Origin of the sequence: Mesorhizobium sp. M1338 (assembly GCF_040318045.1) — a bacterium.
Lineage (GTDB): Bacteria > Pseudomonadota > Alphaproteobacteria > Rhizobiales > Rhizobiaceae > Mesorhizobium.
In genome coordinates, this window is sequence record NZ_JAMYLL010000008.1 from 90,126 (window position 1) to 110,392 (window position 20,267).

The following is a 20,267-nucleotide window of genomic DNA, read 5'->3' on the forward strand; positions in this document are numbered from 1 at the left end:
GGCTACCCAGACGAACTTTAGAACGTCTCCACATACTTATGCTATTTGGGAATTTGGTGAAGATCAAGTCGATCTTGGATGCCCCGGCGAATGGCGCGCCGTTGCCGGAGCGGTCTAGGAGTTACGGAAAATCCCATGGGTCGGGTAAAGCAAAAGTACAACCGACGTGAAGCCGAAATGCGTTTCGAGCGCGTTTATGAAGTCGTCGCGGGCGACCAGTGTATCTATTGCGGGATGCCGAATGATGGTAAATCTGACCATCAACCTCCAGTATATATCCTTCATCGGTTCGCGGACGGCGGATTGGTAACCAAGAAGGCGATACGGGAGAGGTTTGGTCAGTGCAAACTGGTCCCGTGCTGCACCATCTGCAACATGGGGCTTGGTGCATTTTACGGTTCCACCGACAACGAGCGAAGGCAGGAGATTGTAAATTGGCTTCTCGTGGATGACCGATACCCGGCCGACAAGATCGTTTTGGATATCGCGAACAAGTTGATTGAAGATCGCCTCCAAGGCAGGCGGGGGATTGAGATTTACGAGTTTCCCGGTGTTGGTCGTGTCATCTACATTAGCGCTTTGGTCGGTTTGATCGAAGGAGAGTTCGGCGGCCTCGACGAATTTCCAGATTGGCTAACGGTTACGCAATCAGAACTAGCTGATTGGCTTCGGGGAGCGCCAAAAAGAAAGTCAAAGTATTTTCTAGATATGGCAAATCTGGAGAGTTATGAACTGGTGCCCGACGCCCGAGATGATCCTCGCGGCCAGCTTAAAGATAATAGCCTCTAGGACTGGGATGTACTGGCCGGACGTGCATAAAATTCTCCGTCGTCAGGAATATTTTTCTTAGATGACCAATGCAGATCAGCGTGGATTTCAGAGTTCGGGTTCATTTCGATTTGCATTCTAGGGAGAGGCCGTAGTAATGATGGCCTGGTGCTCTTCGATCAATTTCTTGAACTCCTCAAAAGTTTTACAGCATAGCCTGCACTGATCCGACATCAACTGCACAATTGTGTTCATGGGCAATGGTGGTGTCGCGCCAAAGACATAGCTCACCAGTCCGGTCTTTGGCTCTAGCTTACGAGTGACCATCCCTGTGATCCCGAGAACAAGACCGGGGGGAATCTGATGGTTGTACCTATGTCGATAGTCTCTCGTTGCTTGCCGGTAGCCCTTGTCGAATATGCCTTCCATTGCCTGTTTAAAGCCGGCGTAGCTCTGCCATCCGACCCCTAACTGATCCAGATGAGCCGGTTTGATGCCCCTGTCAGGCGGCAGCTGATCGACCCATTTTTTCCCGTGCTTCAGTTGGTTTACTTGATGACAGAGATGAACCGCCGCGAAAAGGAAACGTGCACGAATTGCGTACGGCATCCCTAACGCGAGAGAAGCAATGGGGCGCACGAACTCCACCAGTACGTCAAACCTTCTTTGTTCATTAAGCGGCTTCATCACCTCATCCCATGCCGCAAGGTCATGCGTGTAATTGATCAGAGCATTGATCTCATTCGCGATTTCGGTAGAGAACTCCCGAAGCATGGTTCCATATGCCATCAACGACATATCCATTCGCGACGGCAGCCTGTACCATCCAAAGTCGGTGTAATTCGCGCTAAGTGGCACTGTTTTCAGCGCCCTGCGGTACTGCGCATACATGCGAACTGACATCCCTGCGGCCCTTCTCCTTCCAGGCGCTAGCTGAGCATCAGCTTTAGCGCGTCTCCTGGCTTATCTCGTGTTGTTGGTTGACGAAGTGGGACGGATGCTTATCGCAAATGTCTCGCGTCCTTATTTATTGGTGAACTAAACGCTTTGTGATTAAAGGGGCAGCCGGATGGCCTAAAACGAGAACGCGCAGCCCGTAGCGCCGCACGGTGCCCCGGTGCTGGAGGTGTTTTCGATCAGCCACGTCTTTCATCCTGTTTGTGTAGCAGAGGTGAGCCGCAAACAGAAATCTAAGCTGTTGAAATCGTAGATTTCAATCGGGATTTCAAAGGGTTGTCCCAGAAATGGCGGAGCCGGCCCGGGGACGGGGCCGGCTCCTTTCACCCGGTCGTTGGGGACGGGGAGGGTGGGGACTCGACCGGGTTTCTCCTTAAGCGGTCACATTCATGCGACGCGCTTGACCTCTGATTTAGCGGACGCTGGCGACAGCGTCGGAGCGGCCGTCGTTGATCGTCACCCAAACGCCGGAATTCTGATCTGACTGGCGCTTGAGATAGGTGTACTCGGTGTCCGTCCAGGACAGGACCTTGGTTTCCAGATTGTCGAGGATGAATTCGCCCAGGCTGGTGCGCACGGTCAGCACCGCGTGACCGTCGCCATTCGGCTGGCGCGCGACGGTCATCAGCAGATTGCCGGCGGGCACGCCCGCATCCATCAATTCACGGCGCTTTTCCAGCGCGTAATCCTCGCAATCGCCATAGCCATTATCGGGATAGGCCCAGTATTCCTCGACACCGTAGTTTTCCATGTCGGTGCGCGGCTTGACGCGGGTGTTGACCGAATTGTTGATGTTGACGATCGTCGCCCACAGTTTGCGGGTCAGTTCGACCGGCGGGCCCTTGGGGGTCTTTTCGCTGCATTCGCCGGCTATGCGCTGGCAGAATTCATAATGGCCAACAGGCTGCGTGGTACGTCCGCCCGTGTGCATATAGGCCGGTCCCGCGGCATATGCTGATCCCCAAGCGGAAAGCTGCATCGCCATTGCCACCAGCAACAGCTTGCCCCTCGTTTTCTTCATTGCTGCAGTCTCCCCGTTCGAGGAAGACATTGCCACGTGTGGATTTATTTGAGGCAAAAGCGCGAAGTAGATATTGAGTAAAACTCCAGTAGAATAAACATAAAATTTGAATCATTTGAGTATTAAATTATTTGGAGTTTTCCGAAGCTGGCCCTCCAGGCTCGATGTCATGCAGGCCTGGCAGGCAACGGCATTGAGCTTGGCTGGAGCATCTCGATCAGCGATGTCTTGAACGCAAAAACCGGCCGCAAAGGGCCGGTTTCATGAAAGCGTTGCTGCCTTGTCAGGCGCGCGGCGTGTTGAATTCGGAATCGAGCGTTTCGGGGCGCTGGATGACGGCGAATTCGATGGCGACGCCATCCTCGAAATGGCGGACGATCTGCCCGCGCATGGTGCCGAGCATGACCTGGATGCCGATCGCCGGCTTGACGTCGATCTCGACCGCGGCGCCGGAGAGCGACAGGTCGATGATACGGCACTGGTACTGACGGCCGTCGGTGAGCTGCAGCACGCTGGTCGGATTGCGCGGCGCGACGCGCTCGTGGCGACGGTCTTCCGGCAGGTCGAGCTCATGCTTGTTGGCAAGCCAGGTCAATTGCGCGGCAAGCTTGTCCTTCTTGCGATCCGACGCGATGACGGTCATCGCGAAACCGTCTTGCAAGGTGCGCGTAACGACGCCTTCGATGCGGCCGATATGATCGATGTAGGCGATGACTTTTTCGCCGGGCATTCCGATGCGGTCGGTGCGAAACGCGACATTGCCCGGTGACATGTCGATGACCTGGCAAGGGTGCTCGGTGCGGTCTTCCAGCATGAAGCGCCCGTAAATCTTGACCCGGACGCGCTGAAAGTTGCGCCTTTCAGCTTGGGACGGCGCATAGTCGATCGCCGCTGACCTCATGACTGCCTACACCCCGTTTGGCGTCCCACGCGTCGATGCGAGGAACTTCATCCGAGAAGTACAGCAAAGCGGGTTAACAAAGGGGAAAAACGGGCGCTTTTAGCGTTTTCCTTTTTATGCATGTCGCTGTTCCAAAACCGCTCCGCATTTTTGGGCGACATGCATCGAGCCGCGATACCGCGGACTATTCCTCGCGCCCGCCATCGAAGACGACAAGATGACGGATGCGGCGCGCCCGGCCGAGCGCCGAGATCGTCTCGGGTATCCCGAGGTCATCGGGAACGAGCGAGGGAACATCGATCGCCGGACGGTTGCTCAGCAGTTCTTTCTCCGGGTCGATGACGCGGATCGAATCGATCAGCGCGTCGGTGATCGGGTCGGCGCCCAGCCAGAAGGGCTTCTCCACGGCGCTGACGACGCCCAGGCAGCGCGGATTTTCGATGCCGCCGTCAAGCGGCAAGGCGAGCAGTTCGAACTTGTTGGAGCGCCCGTTGCGGCTGAAGCCCTCATAGGTGATGAGCACGACCGACTTCTGGTCGAAGACGCCATGGATCAGCCGCGAGACGAGCCGCTGATCCTTCTCACGCCACAGCGACGGAAAGGAAAACCCCTTGAGCTCACGGCCATAGCAGGCGCAAAGCCTAGTGCCGGCGAGCCGGAACACGGCTTGCCCGCGCGTGTCCCGTTCCAGGATAAAGGTGTCGGCCAGCAGCGACTTGATGTCGGCCGGCTCGACCTCCGAACGCTTCGGGGCAGGGCGTCCGTCACGCAGGCGATTCCAATAGTGGAACAGCGTGATCGATCCATTCTGGTTCATGCTATGCTGCTCCGCGCAATCTGTCGTCTGATGTCCCATCGGTGAACAGAAGGGCGCCCTCCGATGACCTACATGCGTTGCGGAGCAGGAAGCGTGCCAGCGTCGTTAACACTTGTTCACGGGTCGGGGCCGTTAAGGTTAACAAGTGGTTTACGTTGCATCGAAGCGAGCCCCGTGGCACACAAAAACCACTCCAGAAGCGGTCGTTTCGCAACGATCGGCAGCACTTCAGTCAAGAGTTTTAGGGGAGCGTGGGGCTCGACCGGCCGTTCAAGGGAAACCTTGAACGGCTTCTTTTTTGATTCGCGCCGCGGCGATTCGCGGTTTGCGGTTCGGTCCGCGGTCATCTAGATGCTCGGACCCCGATCATGCTGTGAGTGCAATTTCAAATGAGTGAACCGGTAACTCCCCCGGAAGACGACCTGGTCGAGGGTTCGCCTGAGCCCCGGCGCGAGCCGGTGTTCAACCTGCCGCCGGTGGTGCTGGCGGTGATCGGCATTTGCGTCGCCGTCTATCTGCTGCAGCAATATGTGCTGGACGACGCACAGCAGATGACATTGCTGTACGACGGGGCCTTCATTCCTGTTCTCTACACCGGGCAATACGGCTTCGACTGGTTCCTGTTTTCCCGGCCGTTCACCTATGCCTTCATGCATGGCGGTTTTGCCCATATCGCCATCAACATGGTCTGGCTCGCGGCCTTTGGCTCGCCGTTGGCAAATCGTCTGGGCACGCTCTGGTTCGCGCTGTTCTTTGCCGTAACCGGGCTGGCTTCGGTCGCGCTTTTCTGGGCTATGCATCCTTATGGAGACGCGCCGCTGGTCGGTGCCTCGGGAGCCATATCGGGCATGATGGGAGCCGCGGCGCGTTTCGGTTTCCGCACCGACCGTTCGGCTGCCTTCGCCGGCCCGGTGCTGCCGATCGCATTCGTGTTGCGCTTGCGCGGCGTCGTGATCTTCCTCGCCGTGTGGATGATCATCAACCTTGCCACCGGTCTTCTCGGCCTTGCCCCGGGAGTAGACGGCCAGATCGCCTGGGAGGCCCATATTGGCGGCTTCGTCGCCGGCTTCTTCGGGCTGCGCTGGTTCGACCGGCGATGGCAGGCGCCCGAATGGGAGACGACCGACCACCGCACTTGAAATGCAACCGATCACGGCGCACGATGTTCAATCTTATGTGAAAGCCGGTCAGGCAGGAACCGGCAGGCAAAAAGCAGAGGAGGACGCCATGACGGTGAAGGCAATTCTCGAGAAGAAAGGCCACGACGTGTTGACGCTCGGGCCGAACGAAAAGCTTAGCGAAGCCATCCGCATCCTGGCAGAACACAAGATCGGCGCACTGGTCATCACCAATGGCGATCACAAGATCGTCGGCATTCTTTCCGAGCGCGACATTGTGCGGGTTCTGGCCAAGGAAGGCGGTGCCGCGCTCGATATCGCCGTGCGTTCAGCGATGACGCCGAAGGTGAAGATCTGCAACGAAAACCACACCGTCAACGAGGTGATGGAAATCATGACCCGAGGCCGTTTCCGCCATCTGCCGGTGGAAAAGGACGGCACGCTCGATGGCATCGTGTCCATCGGCGACGTGGTCAAGCGCCGCATAGAGGATGTCGAGCGCGAGGCCGAAGAGATCAGGGCCTATATCGCCACCGCCTGAGCGCCGACAAGGAACCGCCGGCCGGAGACCCAACCGGCGGAGCCATGGTCTACCTGTTGTCGACGCTGTGGCAGTTATAAGTTGGCGCATGATCCTTGCCGAAAATCGATTCCGATTTTCGGGGGCATGCGCTGCGCGAAATATCCATGTGAGAGTTTTCCCGGAAAACAGAAAATGCCGCCGCCGCGAAGCTTGACGGCACGGGGTTACAGGTTTTCTGCCCTGCCTCGCTAGGAGGTCAGGGCTTTACCGGGACTGTGCGTAAGTGGACATCCACTCTCCATTGGAATGGGCGTCCTATTGGCGAAAGCGGCTGAAAACGCCAGCTTGCGGCTTTGCACTTGTCTCGTTGAACGGTTTGCACTAGCGAAGTTGCACACCAAAATATGCGTAAACGCATAATCCGTAGTTCCAATACGCAGGCCACAATGTCCCTCATCGACACCCGCACGCCCGACGCCAAGCGCCTTGTTTCCGGCGCCACCGGCGACTGGGAGATCATCATCGGCCTCGAGGTCCACGCGCAGGTCACCTCGGAAGCAAAGCTGTTTTCCGGCGCTTCGACAGCCTTTGGGGCGGCGCCCAACGCCAATGTCAGCCTGGTCGACGCGGCGATGCCGGGCATGCTGCCCGTCATCAACGAGGAATGTGTCAAGCAGGCGATCCGCACCGGCCTTGGGCTGAAGGCGCAGATCAACCACAAGTCGGTCTTCGACCGGAAAAACTACTTTTATCCCGATCTGCCGCAGGGCTACCAGATCTCGCAGTTCAAGCAGCCTATCGTCGGCGAGGGCACGGTGATCGTCTCGGTCGGTCCCGACCGCCAGGGCGAATTCGAGGACATCGAGGTCGGCATCGAGCGGCTGCATCTGGAGCAGGATGCCGGCAAGTCGATGCACGACCAGCATCCGACCATGTCCTATGTCGACCTCAACCGCTCCGGCGTGGCGCTGATGGAGATCGTCTCCAAGCCGGACATGCGCTCGGCCGACGAAGCCAAGGCCTATGTCACCAAGCTGCGCACGATCGTGCGCTACCTCGGCACCTGCGACGGCAACATGGACGAAGGCTCGATGCGTGCCGACGTCAACGTCTCGGTGCGCAAGCCGGGCGGTGAGTTCGGCACGCGCTGCGAGATCAAGAACGTCAACTCGATCCGCTTCATCGGCCAGGCCATCGATTATGAGGCGCGCCGGCAGATCGCCATCCTTGAGGACGGCGGCAAGATCGACCAGGAAACGCGGCTGTTCGACGCCGTCAAGGGCGAGACGCGCTCGATGCGCTCGAAGGAAGAGGCGCACGACTACCGCTACTTCCCCGATCCGGATCTTCTGCCGCTGGAATTCGACCAGGCCTATGTCGACGCGCTGGCGAAGGAATTGCCGGAACTGCCCGACGACAAGAAGGCGCGGCTGATCTCGTCGCTCGGCCTGTCGACCTATGACGCCTCGATCCTGGTGTCGGAAAAGCCGATCGCCGACTATTTCGAGAAGGTCGCCGCCGGCCGCGACGGCAAGCTCGCCGCCAACTGGGTCATCAACGATCTGCTCGGCCAATTGAACAAGGCCGGCAAGGACATTGAAAACGCTCCGGTTTCGCCCGATCAGCTCGGCGCCGTCATCGATCTGATCAAGGACGGCACCATCTCCGGCAAGATCGCCAAGGACCTGTTCGAGATCGTCTGGAACGAAGGCGGCGATCCGCGCCAGCTGGTCGAAAGCCGTGGCATGAAGCAGGTCACCGACACCGGCGCAATCGAGAAGGCGGTCGACGAGGTGATCGCCGCCAACCCGGACAAGGTCGAACAGGCGCGCGCCAAGCCGAGCATGGCGGGCTGGTTCGTTGGCCAGGTGATGAAGGCGACCGGCGGCAAGGCCAATCCGCAAGCGGTCAACGACCTCGTCAAGACCAAGCTGGGCATCGAGTAGGGCCGTGTTCGTCCGCACCGCCGGGGAGCGCGACCTTGCCGCAGTGCGGACGCTGCTGGTCGAGACCTGGCATGCGACCTATGATGCCCTTTATGGCGCTGCCAAGGTGACCGAGATCACCGATGAATGGCACTCGATTGCCTCGCTCCGTTCGCGGCTGACACGGCCGAACTCGGAATTCCTGGTCGCCGATGACGGCAAGCGGATCGGCGGCATGGCTTTCGCCGCCGCCACCGCGGATGCGAAGGTCATCCTGTTGAACCAACTCTACGTCCATCCGGACTGCCAAAGGCGAGGGATCGGGCAAGCACTGCTCGACGAGGTCGAGGCCAGTTTCCCGGAAGCGCGAGTGCTGCGCGTCGAGGTCGAGGAGGCCAATGGCGGCGCCATCGCCTTCTATCGATCGAAGGGGTTTTTGCCCGCCGGCACAGCTGCGGAACCTCACGACAGCTCAAGGCCGACGACGCTGAGTTTCGAGAAGCCGCTCGGATAGGCTGCCGCCGGGCTTCGGCGCCAACATGAATTTCATCGTCAACCGCTTCACCGGGCGGGTCGGCATCCAGTCGATGTATCTGCATATGCCAACCGAGGAATAGTTCGAGGCATGTCGGCAGCGATCCGGCCATGCGTCATCCCGGCATTTGCCGTGCCGGCTCACGACGGATATGCAGGGACATGACCAAACTATCCCGCACTGTAGCGTTGGCGCTGCTCGCCATCATCATTTTCGCAACATTGTCGCCGATCCAGATGCGGCCGCACCTCGCCGAAGCGAATGTCGAGCGCGCCTTGGCTTACGTGCTGTTGGGCTTCGCCTTGGCGCTCGGCTTCCCCAACCGACTGTATCAAGCAGTGATCTTTGTAGCTGCGACCGCTGGCATGTTGGAACTGCTTCAGATCATCGATCCCGGTCGCCACGCGCAGCTTTCCGATGCGTTCGTGAAAGCCTGCGCAGGCATTGTCGGGATCCTCGTGGGGCAATTGTTCGTCAAGAGCAGCGGACGAATGGGGGAGCGGTAGGCGCGGGCAGAAAACCGCCGCGCCGACGGGGCAGGCTTCGCCTCGAGCTTGGCTACGCAGAGGAAACGTCCACATTGTCGATCAGCCTGGTCTTGCCGAGCCACGCGGCCGCGAGCAGGCGGCCTTCACGGTCTCGACGCCATGGCGCGAGCGTCAGGCTTTCGCGTGCCTCGACATAGTCGACTTTTTGGAAGCCGGCGGCGATGAGGGCGCGGCTGGCCTCTTCGGTTGAGTTGCTCTGGTCGGCGCCCGCCGCCAGCGCCACTGCCGTGTTGCGCAATATCACGTTGAGCTGGCGGGCGATCTTCAGTTCGGTCTCGTCGAGATAGGCATTGCGTGACGACATGGCGAGACCCTGCGCATCGCGGATCGTCGGTGCGCCGATGATCTCGACGGGCAGGTCGAGGTCGCGGCAGAGCTGCCTGACGACGCAAAGCTGCTGGTAGTCCTTCTGGCCGAAGATCGCGCAGTCGGGCGTTGCCTGCAGCAAGAGCTTTGCCACCACGGTGGCGACGCCATCGAAAAAGGTCGGCCGAAAGTCCGATTCGAGCCCGGCGGAGGGGCCGCCGACCGAGATTTTCGTGGCGAAGCCAGCAGGGTACATCTCGCCAACCGTCGGTGTGAAGGCAAGGTCGGCCTTTGCCGATCCCAGCCGGTCGAGGTCGCTGGCGAGCTGACGCGGGTATTTGTCGAGGTCTTCGGTCGGCGCGAACTGTGTCGGGTTGACGAAGATCGACACGACGCAGCGATCGGCTTTTTCGAGCGCGATTCTGACCAGCGAGACGTGCCCGTCATGCAAAGCGCCCATGGTCGGCACCATGGCGACACGAAGGCCGTCGCGCCGCCAGTCACGGATTTGCGCGCGAAGTGCGGCAACGCTGTCGACGACAACGGGAAGGCTCATGCGTCATTCCTGCTGTCTGTCGCCGAAAAGACATGGCCAGGGCCGGGAAATGCCCTGCTTCGCACCTCCGCTGCGTAGCTTTCGGCGGCATGCGAGATCACGCTGCGCAGATCGGCGTATTCCTTGACGAATTTCGGCACTCGGTCGACGGTGAGCCCGACCATGTCGTCGATGACCAGGATCTGGCCGTCACAGTCGCCGCTGGCGCCGATGCCGATGGTTGGAATGGCGATGCGGCGGGTTATGTCGGCGGCGACCGTCTCGACCGTGCCTTCGATGACCACCGAGAATGCGCCGGCGCTTTCGACGGCAAGCGCATCGCGAAGCAAAGCCGCAACAGCCTCCTCGGTGCGGCCTTTGATCTTGTAGCCGCCGTCCTTTTCGACCGATTGCGGCTGCAGGCCGATATGTCCCATGACCGGAATGCCGGCGGCGACGATGGCCGCGATTTGTCTGACCATGCTGACGCCGCCTTCGAGTTTCACCGCCTGGCAGCCGGTTTCGTCGGCGACGCGTCGCGCCGAAGCGACGGCTTGCGCCGTCGAATCCTCATAGCTGCCGGCCGGCAGGTCGACGACGACGCAGGCCCTGGCCGAGCCGCGCATCACCGCTTGCCCGTGCGCTATCATCATCTCCAGCGAGGCTCCCAGCGTCGTCTTGTGGCCGTGCAGCACCATGGCGACGCTGTCGCCGACCAGAAGCAGGTCGACATGCTCGTCGAGCAAACGGGCCACGGGGTAGGTATAGGCGGTCAGGCAGACGATCGGCGTGCCGCCCTTGTGGCGGCGAATCAGCTCGGTGCTGATGCGGATGTCGGTGGTCGGCAATTTCGTGGCCAATCGTCACCTCCTTCGGCCTGCTGCCGGGTTGGATACCCGCACGGCGCGCGCAGAGCTTTAGAAAGACCGCAAAGGCTTGGCAAGCGCGCATCCCGCGACGGAGAGGATCAGGGGCTGGTGCCGGGTTTCCGGCAAGCCATTTGCAAGCACCCCGTGGCAAAAGCCTTGCCTTCGGCAAGGCCTGACGCCATAAGCAGGAAACGGGCGCTGCCGGCGCGAGGGTTCTGAAGATGAAGACTTTCCTGACGCAGTTTTTCACCTGGTGGAACAGCCAGACGCTGGGAACGCGGCTGCACACCTGGCGGTATGGCAAGAAGGTCGGTCAGGACGAAACGGGCAATGTCTACTACGAGGGCGGCATCGATTCGGAAGGCCGCACACGCCGCTGGGTCATCTACCGCAACTATTCGGAAGCGTCCGCCATACCGCCTGGTTGGCACGGCTGGATCCATCATCGGGTCGACGTCGCACCGGCGAGCGAGGACTACAAGCCGCGCGACTGGCAGAAGCCGCATCAGCCCAACCTGACCGGCAGCCCGGCGGCCTATCGCCCGAAGGGCTCGGTGCTGACCAATCAGCATCGTCCGCAGGTCACCGGCGACTACGACGCCTGGACGCCCGGGTCGTAGCGACAGGGTGCAGGCCGGTCCTTTATCGCCACAATTGGTGTTTAGCTGCTTGCTGATCAGAAAACGGCGACTAGCCTTGGCGATCGACAGAATCACCCGGGCGCGAACCACCGGTATCTTTGCATGAGCTTTTTCAATCCAATATCAACGGCCAGTCTGACGCTAGCCGCCGGTCTTGCTGTCAGCACCGCGGCGTTTGCCGCTTCGCCTGAACCCGCCGCACCCGCGCCGGCACCGTCCACGGCATCGGAGCGGGTCACCAATCCCGTCGCCGAGTTTGCCGGTATCGACAAGATCACCGGCCGTATCATCAGCTTCGATGTCTATATCGATGAGACGGTGCAGTTCGGTGCTTTGCAGGTGACGCCGCGCGTCTGCTATTCGCGGCCGCAGACCGAAGAACCGAAGACAGATTCCTTCGTCGAGGTCGACGAGATCACACTCGACCGCAAGATCCGCCGCATCTTCACCGGCTGGATGTTCGCCGAAAGCCCCGGCCTCAACGCTGTCGAGCATGCCGTCTATGACGTCTGGCTGAAGGAATGCAAGCAGAAGTCGGATGTACCGGCGCCTGACGGCGCCAAAGCTGACTCAACCAAACCCGATGCTCCCAAGCCGGCCGCGGCCAAACCGAAGCCCGCGGCCACTCCGGACGTGACAGAGCCTGATGTGACTGAGCCTGATGTGACTGAGCCGGACGCTTCGGATCCCGATTCGACCGACGCCAACTGATCCTCCGGAACCCTCCCGGTCACCAAGCGTTGGGCCACGGAAGACCGCGCATCCATGCGTAAGGAGGATCTTCCGATGTCAGACAGCAAGCGCATCACGGCCAGTGAGGCAGAATTGCTTGAACTCGAAAAGGGGTTCTGGACGGGCGACGCGGCCTATTACGCCGCCAATGCCGACACGGAATGCCTGGTGGCATTTCCGCGGATGGCCAAGGCGATGGATAATGCCGATCTCGCCAAGACAGCAACCAAACCCAACCGCTGGCGGGATCTGAAGATCGACCTCAAGGGTATTATCGAGCCGGGCAGCGACATCGTCATGCTGACCTACGAAGCGCATGCCACGCGCGAGAACGGCGAACCCTACGCGGCCCTGGTCAGCACCGGTTACGTCCATCGCGTCAATGGCTGGAAGATGATGTTCCACGCGCAGACGCCGTTGGAAGCCGCGGCCGAGACTAATCGTCAGGGGTAGAATACGGCCTCGCCCTTGAGTGCGTCGGCCAGCATCTTCTCGTATTTGCCGCGCGGCACGTCGACCGCGCCGAAGCGCTTGAGGTGCTCGGTTGTGAACTGCGTATCAAGCAGTGCGAAGCCCCGCGCCTTCAAGCGCTCGACGAGGTAATAAAGGCAGATCTTGGAAGCGTCGGTCTCCCTGGCGAACATGCTCTCGCCAAAGAACACCCGGCCGAGCGACACACCATAGAGGCCGCCGACCAGCCGGTCCTCGCGCCACGCCTCGACCGAATGACAATGCCCTATCCGATGCAGTTCGACATAGGCTTCGCGGATCGGCGCATTGATCCAGGTCGACCGGCGCTCGACGCGCTTCTCGGCGCAACCGTCGATCGTCGCTTCGAAGTCGAAATCGAAACGGATGTCGAAAGGGCTCTTCTTGATCGTTTTCCTGAGGCTTTTCGGCGTGTGGAAATAGTCGAGAGGTATGATGCCACGTGTCTCCGGCCGTACCCAGAACACTTCTGGGTCGCCGGCACTTTCGGCCATAGGGAAGACGCCCGAAGCATAGGCCTTGAGCAGAAGGTCGGTGGGAATGCGATAGCCGGGCGCGTAGGGACGGGTCATCGCGTCTCCGCGTTACTCTTCCTGGGCCAGATATTTTTCCAGCCAATGGATATCATAATCGCCATTGGCGATGTCGGCATTGCCGACGAGATCGCGAAACAGCGGCAACGTCGTCTTGATACCGTCGACGACGAATTCGTCCAGGGCGCGGCGCAGCCGCATCATGCACTCGACGCGGTTGCGCCCATGCACGATCAGCTTGCCGATCAGGCTGTCGTAATAGGGCGGGATCTTGTAGCCGGAATAGACACCGGAATCGACGCGGATGCCCAGGCCGCCTGGCGTGTGGAAGTGGGTGATCGTGCCGGGCGAGGGCGTGAAGGTGCGCGGGTCCTCGGCGTTGATGCGGCATTCGATGGCGTGGCCGTTGAACTTGATGTCCTCCTGCTTCACCGAGAGGCCGCCGCCGGAGGCGACGCGGATCTGCTCGTGCACGAGATCGATGCCGGTGATCGCTTCCGTCACCGGATGCTCGACCTGCAGGCGCGTGTTCATCTCGATGAAATAGAACTCGCCATTCTCGTAGAGGAATTCGATGGTGCCGGCGCCGGAATAGCCGAGATCGGCGATGGCCTTGGCGCAGATGCCGCCAATACGGGCGCGCTCTTCGGCATTGAGGGCCGGCGAGGGGGCTTCTTCCCAGACCTTCTGGTGGCGACGCTGCAAGGAACAGTCGCGCTCGCCGAAATGGACGCCGCGACCAAAGCCGTCGCCAAACACCTGCACTTCGATGTGGCGCGGCTTTTCCAGGTACTTTTCGATGTAGACGGCATCGTCGCCGAAGGCCGCACCAGCTTCGCTGCTCGCTGTCTGCAAGGCGACCTCAAGGTCGGTTTCGGTAAGGGCGACCTTCATTCCGCGCCCGCCACCGCCCGCGGATGCCTTGATGATCACGGGATAGCCGATCTCGGCGGCAATGCGCCTGGCTTCCTTTTGATCGGTAACGGCGCCGTCCGAACCGGGCACCACCGGAATGCCGAGGCGCTTTGCCGTGCGCTTGGCCTCGATCTTGTCGCCCATGATACGGATATGGTCGCCGGTCGGGCCGATGAAGGTGATGTTGTGCGCGGCCAGGATGTCGGCGAACTTGGCGTTCTCAGACAGGAAGCCATAACCCGGATGCACGGCGTCGGCACCAGTGATTTCGCAAGCCGCTACGATCTGATGGATGTTGAGATAGCTGTCGCGCGATGGCGGCGGGCCAATGCAGACGCTCTCGTCGGCGAGCCGCACATGCATGGCGTCGGCATCGGCGGTCGAATGCACCACCACCGTCTGGATGCCGAGTTCCTTGCAGGCGCGCAGGACCCGAAGGGCGATTTCGCCGCGATTGGCGATGAGGATCTTCTGGAACATCAGGTCCGCTCTACTCGATCACGACGAGCGGCATACCGTATTCGACCGGCGTCGCATCCTCGAAAAGGATCGCCGTCACCGTGCCGGCGCGCGGCGAGGGGATCTGGTTCATCGTCTTCATCGCCTCGATGATCAGCAGCGTCTGGCCTTCCTTGACCTTCTGGCCGATTTCGATGAACGCCTTGGCATCGGGCGACGGTGCCAGATAGGCGGTGCCGACCATGGGCGAGGTGACCGCGTTCTTCGACACGTCGGCCACCACCGGGGCGGCGGCCATAGCGGCCGGCTGAGCTGTTGCCGGCGCATAGGCCGGCTGCGGTGCCGCGATCGCGTGAACGGCGGGCGCCTGGCGTGAGACGCGCACCTTCAGGTCGCCCAGTTCGACCTCGATCTCGGTGAGATTGGTGTCATTCAGTATGCCCGCCAGATCACGGATCAGCTGCTGGTCAACACCGGTCTTCTTTATCGACATTTTCGAGCCTTCTGTTTGTTGGCCGGTCATAGGCGTGCGGCCAGCGCCTGCAGCGCCAGCGTATAGCCGAGCGGCCCAAAGCCACAAATCATGCCGACGGCGACCGGCGCGACCATGGAGACGTGGCGGAATGGTTCCCGCGCATGGATGTTGGAAAGATGGACTTCGGCCACCGGCAACGGCGCGACAGCGCGGATGGCGTCGTGGATGGCGATCGAGGTGTGGCTGTAGGCGCCAGGATTGATGACGATGCCGACAGCCTTGTCGCCGGCTTCCTGAATCCAGTCGACAAGGTCGCCCTCGTGGTTGGACTGGCGGAAATCGATTTCGAGTCCAAGGGCCGTGCCGGCCTGCTTGCAGTCGTCGGCGATGTCGGCAAGCGTCTTGCCGCCATAGATGCCCGGCTCGCGCTTTCCGAGCGCGTTGAGATTGGGACCGTTCAAGACGAAAACCGTTTTCAAAAAAGCCGACCTTTTCCGGCGCTGACATCAAGTCGACGCGCTGGGCCCTCTATAATGGGCATACCCGCCCGCGGAAAGAGCGCAAGTGCGTTCTTTCACTGTCCACAACAGGCGGAAATATGCCCGTGAGAAATAGGCGCGCGGGCAAGATCAGAGTGCGGCTTTCGCCGCCTCGATCTTTTCGGCCAGCACTTCCTGCCCAAGCGCCCCGAATACCACCTCGTTGCCGACGACATAGGACGGCGTTCCGGTGATCGCCAGCTTGTTGGCAAGATCGTAGGTCTTGGAAAAGGCCTCGGTGATTTTTGGGTCCTTCATTTGCTCGCGCAGCGTTGCTTCGTCGGCACCTAGCGACAGCGCGACCTTGATGGCCGCCGCCTCGGTGGCACGTCCCTGGCCGCCGAGCAGCGCATTGTGGAATTCGCCGTATTTTTCCGGGTGCATCAGGTGAAAGGCCATCGAGACGACGCTCGCCTTCTGCGAATCCGGTCCGAGGATCGGGAATTCCTTGAGCACGAAGCGCAGGTCCGGATCGGTCTTGGTCAGTGCCCTCATGTCTTCGATTGCGCGTTTGCAGAAGCCGCAATTGTAATCGTAGAACTCGACGATGGTGACCTTGCCGTTCGGATTGCCGACGACGCCGTCGAAGGCGGAGTTGAATATCTGGTCCTTGGCGTTCTTGATCACGCCGAGATGAGCGATGCGCTGCTCTTCCTTCTGCTTGGCCTCGAGCGCGTCCTGGACCTCCAGAAGGACTTCCGGGTTCTTGAGCAGATAGTCGCGGATGATGCCTTCCACCTCGCCGCGGTCGATCTTGGTGTCGGCCGCTGCCGTCTCGACGGGCTGCGTCGTACCGGCCTTGGCAATCTGCGGGTTTCCGGCCACGAATCCGAAAGCCAGCATGGCCAACGCGACCGCAACCCCCGTGGTGCCCAGCAACAGTGCCTTTTTCATCGTTCCGTTCCTTCTACCTGTTTCCGGTCTGGCTATGTCGTGGCGCGCGGCCGGAAGGTTCACTTGATCTTGGTTGATGGCCTGTAGTTTATGATATCCTGGGCGCGAAGCCAGCGCGGCTCGCCGCGCTTCATCTCTTGCTGCGCCCGCATGGCGAAAATCTTCGCATCCTTGTAGTTACCGGAATAGAAATGGCCTTCGGCGGTGGCGAGTTCGGCGCCCGGTATATCACCCAGCTCGCCATAGGCTTGCGCCAGATAGCGGTACCCGGCCGAATTTTCCTTGTCGCGACCGAGGCCATTGTTGATCTGCACCACGGCCTTTTTCAAGGATTCCGGCGTGCCGACGGCCATCAGCGCCTGGCCAAGGGAGACAGGCAGCAAGCCGGACCGCGCCGGATCGAGGCTGACCGCCTTGGCATAGGCGTCGGCCGCATCCTTGGGCTTGTTCGCCTTCATCAGGATATCGCCGCGCAGTTCCTGGAAATAGGCGTTCTTCGGCTGCGCCTTGATCAATGCATTGGTCTTGGCGAGCGCGGCGGCGATGTTGCCGAACAGGTAGGTCGACTGGGCATCGCCATACCGTGCGGCCAGCGTTCCCTGCATCTTTCGCATCAGCCGCGACGCGGCGGCCTGGCCATCCATGTAGACGGCGATCTTCACCCGCATCATGTCGTGACGCTGCTGCAGCGCGGGCGGGTCCAGTCTGTCGACATTGGGGCTCTGTTTCACCAGCACTTCGAGATTGGCGATGCGGTCCTGCGGCATCGGATGGCTGATCCGGTAGGGATCGACCTGGGCGCCCGAAAGCGACAGCGCCGTCTGGAAGCGTCGGAAGGTCTTGAGCATGCCCATGCCGGACTGGCCGGTGGCATTGAGATAGGTGATCGCCGAGCGGTCGGCCGTCATCTCCTCGGTGCGCTGATAAGCGAGGATGCTGCGCTGTGCCATCTCGCCGCCGCCGGCCGCCACGCCCATGCCGGCGCCGGCAAGGCCGCGGCTGTTGGTGGTCGCGCCGGCAACCATGGCGCCGGCGCCAAGCAATGTCGCGATGATGGCCATCGTCTTGGCGCGTTCGAGCTGGTCGCGCAGCTTCTGCTGGTGGCCGCCGGCGATGTGGCCGGCTTCATGGGCAATGACGCCGATGATCTCGTTCGGCGTCTCGGCCGTCATCAGTGCGCCGGTGTTGATGAACAGCCGGCGCCCGGTGACGAAGGCGTTGAAGCTCTGGTCGTTGACCAGCACGATGTCGATGCCGTCATTCGCCAGGCCCGCCGCCCTGAAGATCGGCCGCGCATAATCGCGCACCAGCGCCTCGATCTCGGCGTCGCGCACCACCGGCACGTTCTGGGCGAAAGCGCTGACCGAACTTGCCACTGCGACCGCGACGCCAAGGGAAAGCGTCGCGAAAACGCGCGCTGCCTGGGCAATCGTCGATCTAGGTCGGCTCAACATGATGGCTCCACTGGTAGACGAGCGGGCGAAAGATGAAAAGTCGGCGCGGGAAACTTCCTCAACTTGTGATCCTCACATCAATCGGGCATTTGTGCGGCGTATGCGTCAGCGGCTTGGGGCGCTTGATCGTCGGGAATAGGGATAAAATGGTCGTTTCGCTCTCACGCCGTGGCAATGTCGAGCCCTTCCATGCCATGGACATTCTGGCCGAGGCAAACCGGCTGAAGGCAGGAGGGGTGCCGGTCATTTCCATGGCCGTCGGCCAGCCCTCCGATCCCGCGCCGGTTCTGGTTCGCGCGGCCGCGGCCAAGGCCTTGCAGGACGGACGCATCGGCTACACCGACGCGCTGGGACTGGCAGGTTTGCGCAAGGCGATCGCCGAACATTACGCCGATCACTATGGGCTCGATATCGAGCCCGACCGGATCGCAGTGACCACCGGATCGTCGGCCGCTTTCAACCTCGCCTTCCTGGCGATGTTCGATCCAGGCGACCGCGTCGCCATCGCGGCACCCGGCTATCCCGCCTATCGCAACATCATGGCCGCGCTCGGCATCGAGGTGGTCGAGATCGAACTCGGCGACGCCGCCTACCTGCATGCCGGCCACCTGGAGACGGCGCATCGCGAGAAACCGCTGAAGGGCGTTCTGTTCGCCAGTCCAGCCAATCCAACCGGCGCGGTCATACCGGCCGATGAGCTCGCGGCCCTGGTGAGGACGGCACAAGAACTCGGCATCGCCGTCATCTCCGACGAGATCTACCACCGGCTGGCCTATGCGGCCCCGGACACCACGGCGCTCGCTTATGGGGACAGCGTGACGGTGATCAATTCCTTCTCCAAATACTACTGCATGACCGGCTGGCGCATCGGCTGGATGGTGCTGCCCGAAGAGCTGGTGCGGCCGGTCGAGCGCGTCGCCCAGAGCCTCTACATCTCGCCACCGGAACTGTCGCAGATCGCCGCGATCGAGGCGTTCAAGGCGACCGAGGAGCTGGAAGCGGTGAAAGCCCGCTACGCCTGGAATCGCGAGCTCCTGATGAAACGCCTGCCGGAACTCGGCTTTCCGTTGGCGGCACCCATGGACGGCGCCTTCTACGCCTTTTGCGATGTCACCCGGCACACCAATGACAGCATGGCCTTTGCGAGAAAGATGCTGGCTGAAGCGCATGTCGCGGCAACGCCCGGGCGCGACTTCGACACCCAGGCGGGGCACCGGATGATGCGGTTTTCCTATGCCGGCAGCCACGACGACATGGTCGAGGCGATGGCGCGCATCGAACGCTGGTTGAGGTAGCGCCATGCCGGAGCTCGAGCAGGCCCCCAAACTTGACCAGGCATTGGCCGAAGTCGCCGCTGAAATGGCCGAACGCACCGATCGCGGCGACGTCGCCACCTACATCCCGCAGCTGGGCAAGGTCGATCCGAAGAAGTTCGGCATCGCCGCCGTCACCAATGACGGCCGCGTGCTGATGGCGGGCGATGCCGAACAGGCCTTTTCGATCCAGAGCATCTCGAAAGTGTTCACCCTGACATTGGCGCTCGGCAATGTCGGCGACGCGCTGTGGCAGCGGGTCGGGCGCGAACCTTCGGGCAATCCGTTCAACTCGATCGTGCAGCTCGAGCATGAGAACGGCATTCCGCGCAATCCGTTCATCAATGCCGGCGCCATCGTCATTTCCGACATCCTGCTTGCCGGCCACGAGCCGCGCGAGGCGATCGGCGAAATCCTCCGCTTCGTCCAGTTCCTCGCCGATGACGAAACGATCGTCATCGACCGCGAGGTAGCCGCGTCCGAGCGGGCCACCGGCTACCGCAACTTCGCGCTTGCCAACTACATGAAATCCTTCGGCAATCTCCACCATGCGCCGGAGCTGGCGCTGGGCGTCTATTTCCATCACTGCGCCATCGCCATGAGTTGCCGGCAGCTGGCGCTCGCCGGCCGCTTCCTTGCCAATGGCGGCAAGAACCCGGCGACCGGGCATTCCGTGGTGTCGGCCGAGCGGGCGCGGCGCATCGGCGCCATGATGCTGACCTGCGGCCACTATGACGGCTCCGGCGATTTCGCCTTCCGCGTCGGCATCCCCGGCAAGAGCGGCGTCGGCGGCGGCATATTGGGTATCGTGCCAGGCGTGGCGTCGCTCGCCGTCTGGTCGCCGGGCCTCAATGCCAACGGCAATTCCAAGCTGGGGTCGATCGCGCTGGAAAAGCTGGCCAGGATGATGAACTGGTCGATCTTCGCGCCTTGATGCATGTCGCCCAAAAGTGCGCAGTGGTTTGGGACAACGACATGCGCGGCAGCGCCTAACCCGAAC

Annotated in this window: 24 protein-coding genes; 11 read left to right on the forward strand and 13 right to left on the reverse strand. The window is 61.1% G+C overall.

The annotated features are described in order from the left end of the window. Nucleotides 1-135: 135 nt before the first annotated feature. On the forward strand, nt 136-789 hold the full coding sequence (locus NKH19_RS10750; RefSeq protein ID WP_352864177.1) for a hypothetical protein: 654 nt from the start codon (nt 136-138) through the stop codon (nt 787-789). Between the two features lie 117 nt (nt 790-906). Here the strand turns inward: NKH19_RS10750 and NKH19_RS10755 are convergent, their stop codons facing one another. The 5 genes from NKH19_RS10755 to NKH19_RS10775 form a co-directional block, all read right to left on the reverse strand. Further along, nucleotides 907-1,659 (reverse strand): hypothetical protein, encoded by a 753-nt coding sequence (locus NKH19_RS10755; protein ID WP_352864179.1) that lies wholly within the window; start codon nt 1,657-1,659, stop codon nt 907-909. Between the two features lie 478 nt (nt 1,660-2,137). Then, nucleotides 2,138-2,746, reverse strand: a complete 609-nt coding sequence (locus tag NKH19_RS10760; RefSeq protein ID WP_352864182.1) for a transglutaminase-like cysteine peptidase — start codon at nt 2,744-2,746, stop codon at nt 2,138-2,140. A gap of 283 nt (nt 2,747-3,029) precedes the next feature. After that, nucleotides 3,030-3,647 (reverse strand): PilZ domain-containing protein, encoded by a 618-nt coding sequence (locus tag NKH19_RS10765; RefSeq protein ID WP_352864184.1) that lies wholly within the window; start codon nt 3,645-3,647, stop codon nt 3,030-3,032. Nucleotides 3,648-3,831: 184 nt separating this feature from the next. Next, entirely contained in the window at nt 3,832-4,464 is a 633-nt protein-coding gene (locus tag NKH19_RS10770) for a PAS domain-containing protein (protein ID WP_352864186.1), read from the reverse strand. Nucleotides 4,465-4,580: 116 nt separating this feature from the next. Next, entirely contained in the window at nt 4,581-4,811 is a 231-nt protein-coding gene (locus tag NKH19_RS10775) for a hypothetical protein (protein WP_352864188.1), read from the reverse strand. 42 nt (nt 4,812-4,853) lie between these two features. Here NKH19_RS10775 and NKH19_RS10780 point away from each other — a divergent pair, with 42 nt between their 5' ends. From NKH19_RS10780 to NKH19_RS10800, 5 genes are all read left to right on the forward strand, one after another. Further along, nucleotides 4,854-5,603 carry a rhomboid family intramembrane serine protease gene (locus tag NKH19_RS10780; RefSeq protein ID WP_352864191.1) on the forward strand — a complete coding sequence of 250 codons (750 nt, stop codon included), beginning with the start codon at nt 4,854-4,856 and terminating at the stop codon, nt 5,601-5,603. A gap of 88 nt (nt 5,604-5,691) precedes the next feature. Beyond that, the gene (locus tag NKH19_RS10785) at nt 5,692-6,123 is read left to right on the forward strand and encodes a CBS domain-containing protein (RefSeq protein WP_352864193.1); all 432 of its coding nucleotides are present in this window, start codon (nt 5,692-5,694) and stop codon (nt 6,121-6,123) included. A gap of 428 nt (nt 6,124-6,551) precedes the next feature. Continuing rightward, the gene (gene gatB / locus NKH19_RS10790) at nt 6,552-8,051 is read left to right on the forward strand and encodes an Asp-tRNA(Asn)/Glu-tRNA(Gln) amidotransferase subunit GatB (protein ID WP_352864195.1); all 1,500 of its coding nucleotides are present in this window, start codon (nt 6,552-6,554) and stop codon (nt 8,049-8,051) included. A gap of 4 nt (nt 8,052-8,055) precedes the next feature. Continuing rightward, nucleotides 8,056-8,544: a GNAT family N-acetyltransferase gene (locus NKH19_RS10795; protein ID WP_352864197.1), complete on the forward strand. Its 489-nt coding sequence runs from the start codon at nt 8,056-8,058 to the stop codon at nt 8,542-8,544. A 182-nt stretch (nt 8,545-8,726) separates the two neighbouring features. After that, complete coding sequence (locus NKH19_RS10800) at nt 8,727-9,071, forward strand: VanZ family protein (RefSeq protein ID WP_352864199.1); 345 nt, start codon at nt 8,727-8,729, stop codon at nt 9,069-9,071. A 52-nt stretch (nt 9,072-9,123) separates the two neighbouring features. Here the strand turns inward: NKH19_RS10800 and panC are convergent, their stop codons facing one another. Next, the gene (panC, locus tag NKH19_RS10805) at nt 9,124-9,975 is read right to left on the reverse strand and encodes a pantoate--beta-alanine ligase (protein ID WP_352864201.1); all 852 of its coding nucleotides are present in this window, start codon (nt 9,973-9,975) and stop codon (nt 9,124-9,126) included. Then, nucleotides 9,972-10,814, reverse strand: a complete 843-nt coding sequence (gene panB / locus NKH19_RS10810) for a 3-methyl-2-oxobutanoate hydroxymethyltransferase (RefSeq protein ID WP_352864203.1) — start codon at nt 10,812-10,814, stop codon at nt 9,972-9,974. Before panB ends, panC begins: the two co-directional genes overlap by 4 nt. Nucleotides 10,815-11,044: 230 nt before the next feature. Between panB and NKH19_RS10815 the strand changes: the two genes are divergently transcribed. From NKH19_RS10815 to NKH19_RS10825, 3 genes are all read left to right on the forward strand, one after another. Next, complete coding sequence (locus tag NKH19_RS10815) at nt 11,045-11,443, forward strand: NADH:ubiquinone oxidoreductase subunit NDUFA12 (RefSeq protein ID WP_352864206.1); 399 nt, start codon at nt 11,045-11,047, stop codon at nt 11,441-11,443. Nucleotides 11,444-11,566: 123 nt separating this feature from the next. After that, nucleotides 11,567-12,175, forward strand: a complete 609-nt coding sequence (locus tag NKH19_RS10820; RefSeq protein ID WP_352864208.1) for a DUF2155 domain-containing protein — start codon at nt 11,567-11,569, stop codon at nt 12,173-12,175. 75 nt (nt 12,176-12,250) lie between these two features. After that, on the forward strand, nt 12,251-12,649 hold the full coding sequence (locus tag NKH19_RS10825; protein ID WP_352864210.1) for a hypothetical protein: 399 nt from the start codon (nt 12,251-12,253) through the stop codon (nt 12,647-12,649). Here the strand turns inward: NKH19_RS10825 and aat are convergent. From aat to NKH19_RS10855, 6 genes are all read right to left on the reverse strand, one after another. Beyond that, nucleotides 12,640-13,257, reverse strand: a complete 618-nt coding sequence (gene aat, locus NKH19_RS10830; protein ID WP_352864212.1) for a leucyl/phenylalanyl-tRNA--protein transferase — start codon at nt 13,255-13,257, stop codon at nt 12,640-12,642. The genes NKH19_RS10825 and aat overlap by 10 nt on opposite strands. Nucleotides 13,258-13,269: 12 nt before the next feature. Then, complete coding sequence (gene accC, locus NKH19_RS10835) at nt 13,270-14,613, reverse strand: acetyl-CoA carboxylase biotin carboxylase subunit (protein WP_352864215.1); 1,344 nt, start codon at nt 14,611-14,613, stop codon at nt 13,270-13,272. A 10-nt stretch (nt 14,614-14,623) separates the two neighbouring features. Beyond that, entirely contained in the window at nt 14,624-15,085 is a 462-nt protein-coding gene (gene accB, locus NKH19_RS10840; protein ID WP_352864217.1) for an acetyl-CoA carboxylase biotin carboxyl carrier protein, read from the reverse strand. Nucleotides 15,086-15,111: 26 nt separating this feature from the next. Next, on the reverse strand, nt 15,112-15,546 hold the full coding sequence (aroQ, locus tag NKH19_RS10845) for a type II 3-dehydroquinate dehydratase (protein ID WP_352864220.1): 435 nt from the start codon (nt 15,544-15,546) through the stop codon (nt 15,112-15,114). A gap of 150 nt (nt 15,547-15,696) precedes the next feature. After that, nucleotides 15,697-16,500 (reverse strand): DsbA family protein, encoded by an 804-nt coding sequence (locus NKH19_RS10850; RefSeq protein WP_352864222.1) that lies wholly within the window; start codon nt 16,498-16,500, stop codon nt 15,697-15,699. A 59-nt stretch (nt 16,501-16,559) separates the two neighbouring features. After that, entirely contained in the window at nt 16,560-17,954 is a 1,395-nt protein-coding gene (locus NKH19_RS10855; protein ID WP_352864224.1) for a M48 family metalloprotease, read from the reverse strand. Between the two features lie 146 nt (nt 17,955-18,100). On the opposite strand from NKH19_RS10855, the gene NKH19_RS10860 reads away from it, so the two are divergent. Together NKH19_RS10860 and NKH19_RS10865 are read left to right on the forward strand one after the other, a co-directional pair. Continuing rightward, nucleotides 18,101-19,249 (forward strand): pyridoxal phosphate-dependent aminotransferase, encoded by a 1,149-nt coding sequence (locus tag NKH19_RS10860; protein WP_352864226.1) that lies wholly within the window; start codon nt 18,101-18,103, stop codon nt 19,247-19,249. 4 nt (nt 19,250-19,253) lie between these two features. Continuing rightward, nucleotides 19,254-20,201 carry a glutaminase gene (locus NKH19_RS10865; RefSeq protein ID WP_352864228.1) on the forward strand — a complete coding sequence of 316 codons (948 nt, stop codon included), beginning with the start codon at nt 19,254-19,256 and terminating at the stop codon, nt 20,199-20,201. Nucleotides 20,202-20,267 lie beyond the last annotated feature (66 nt).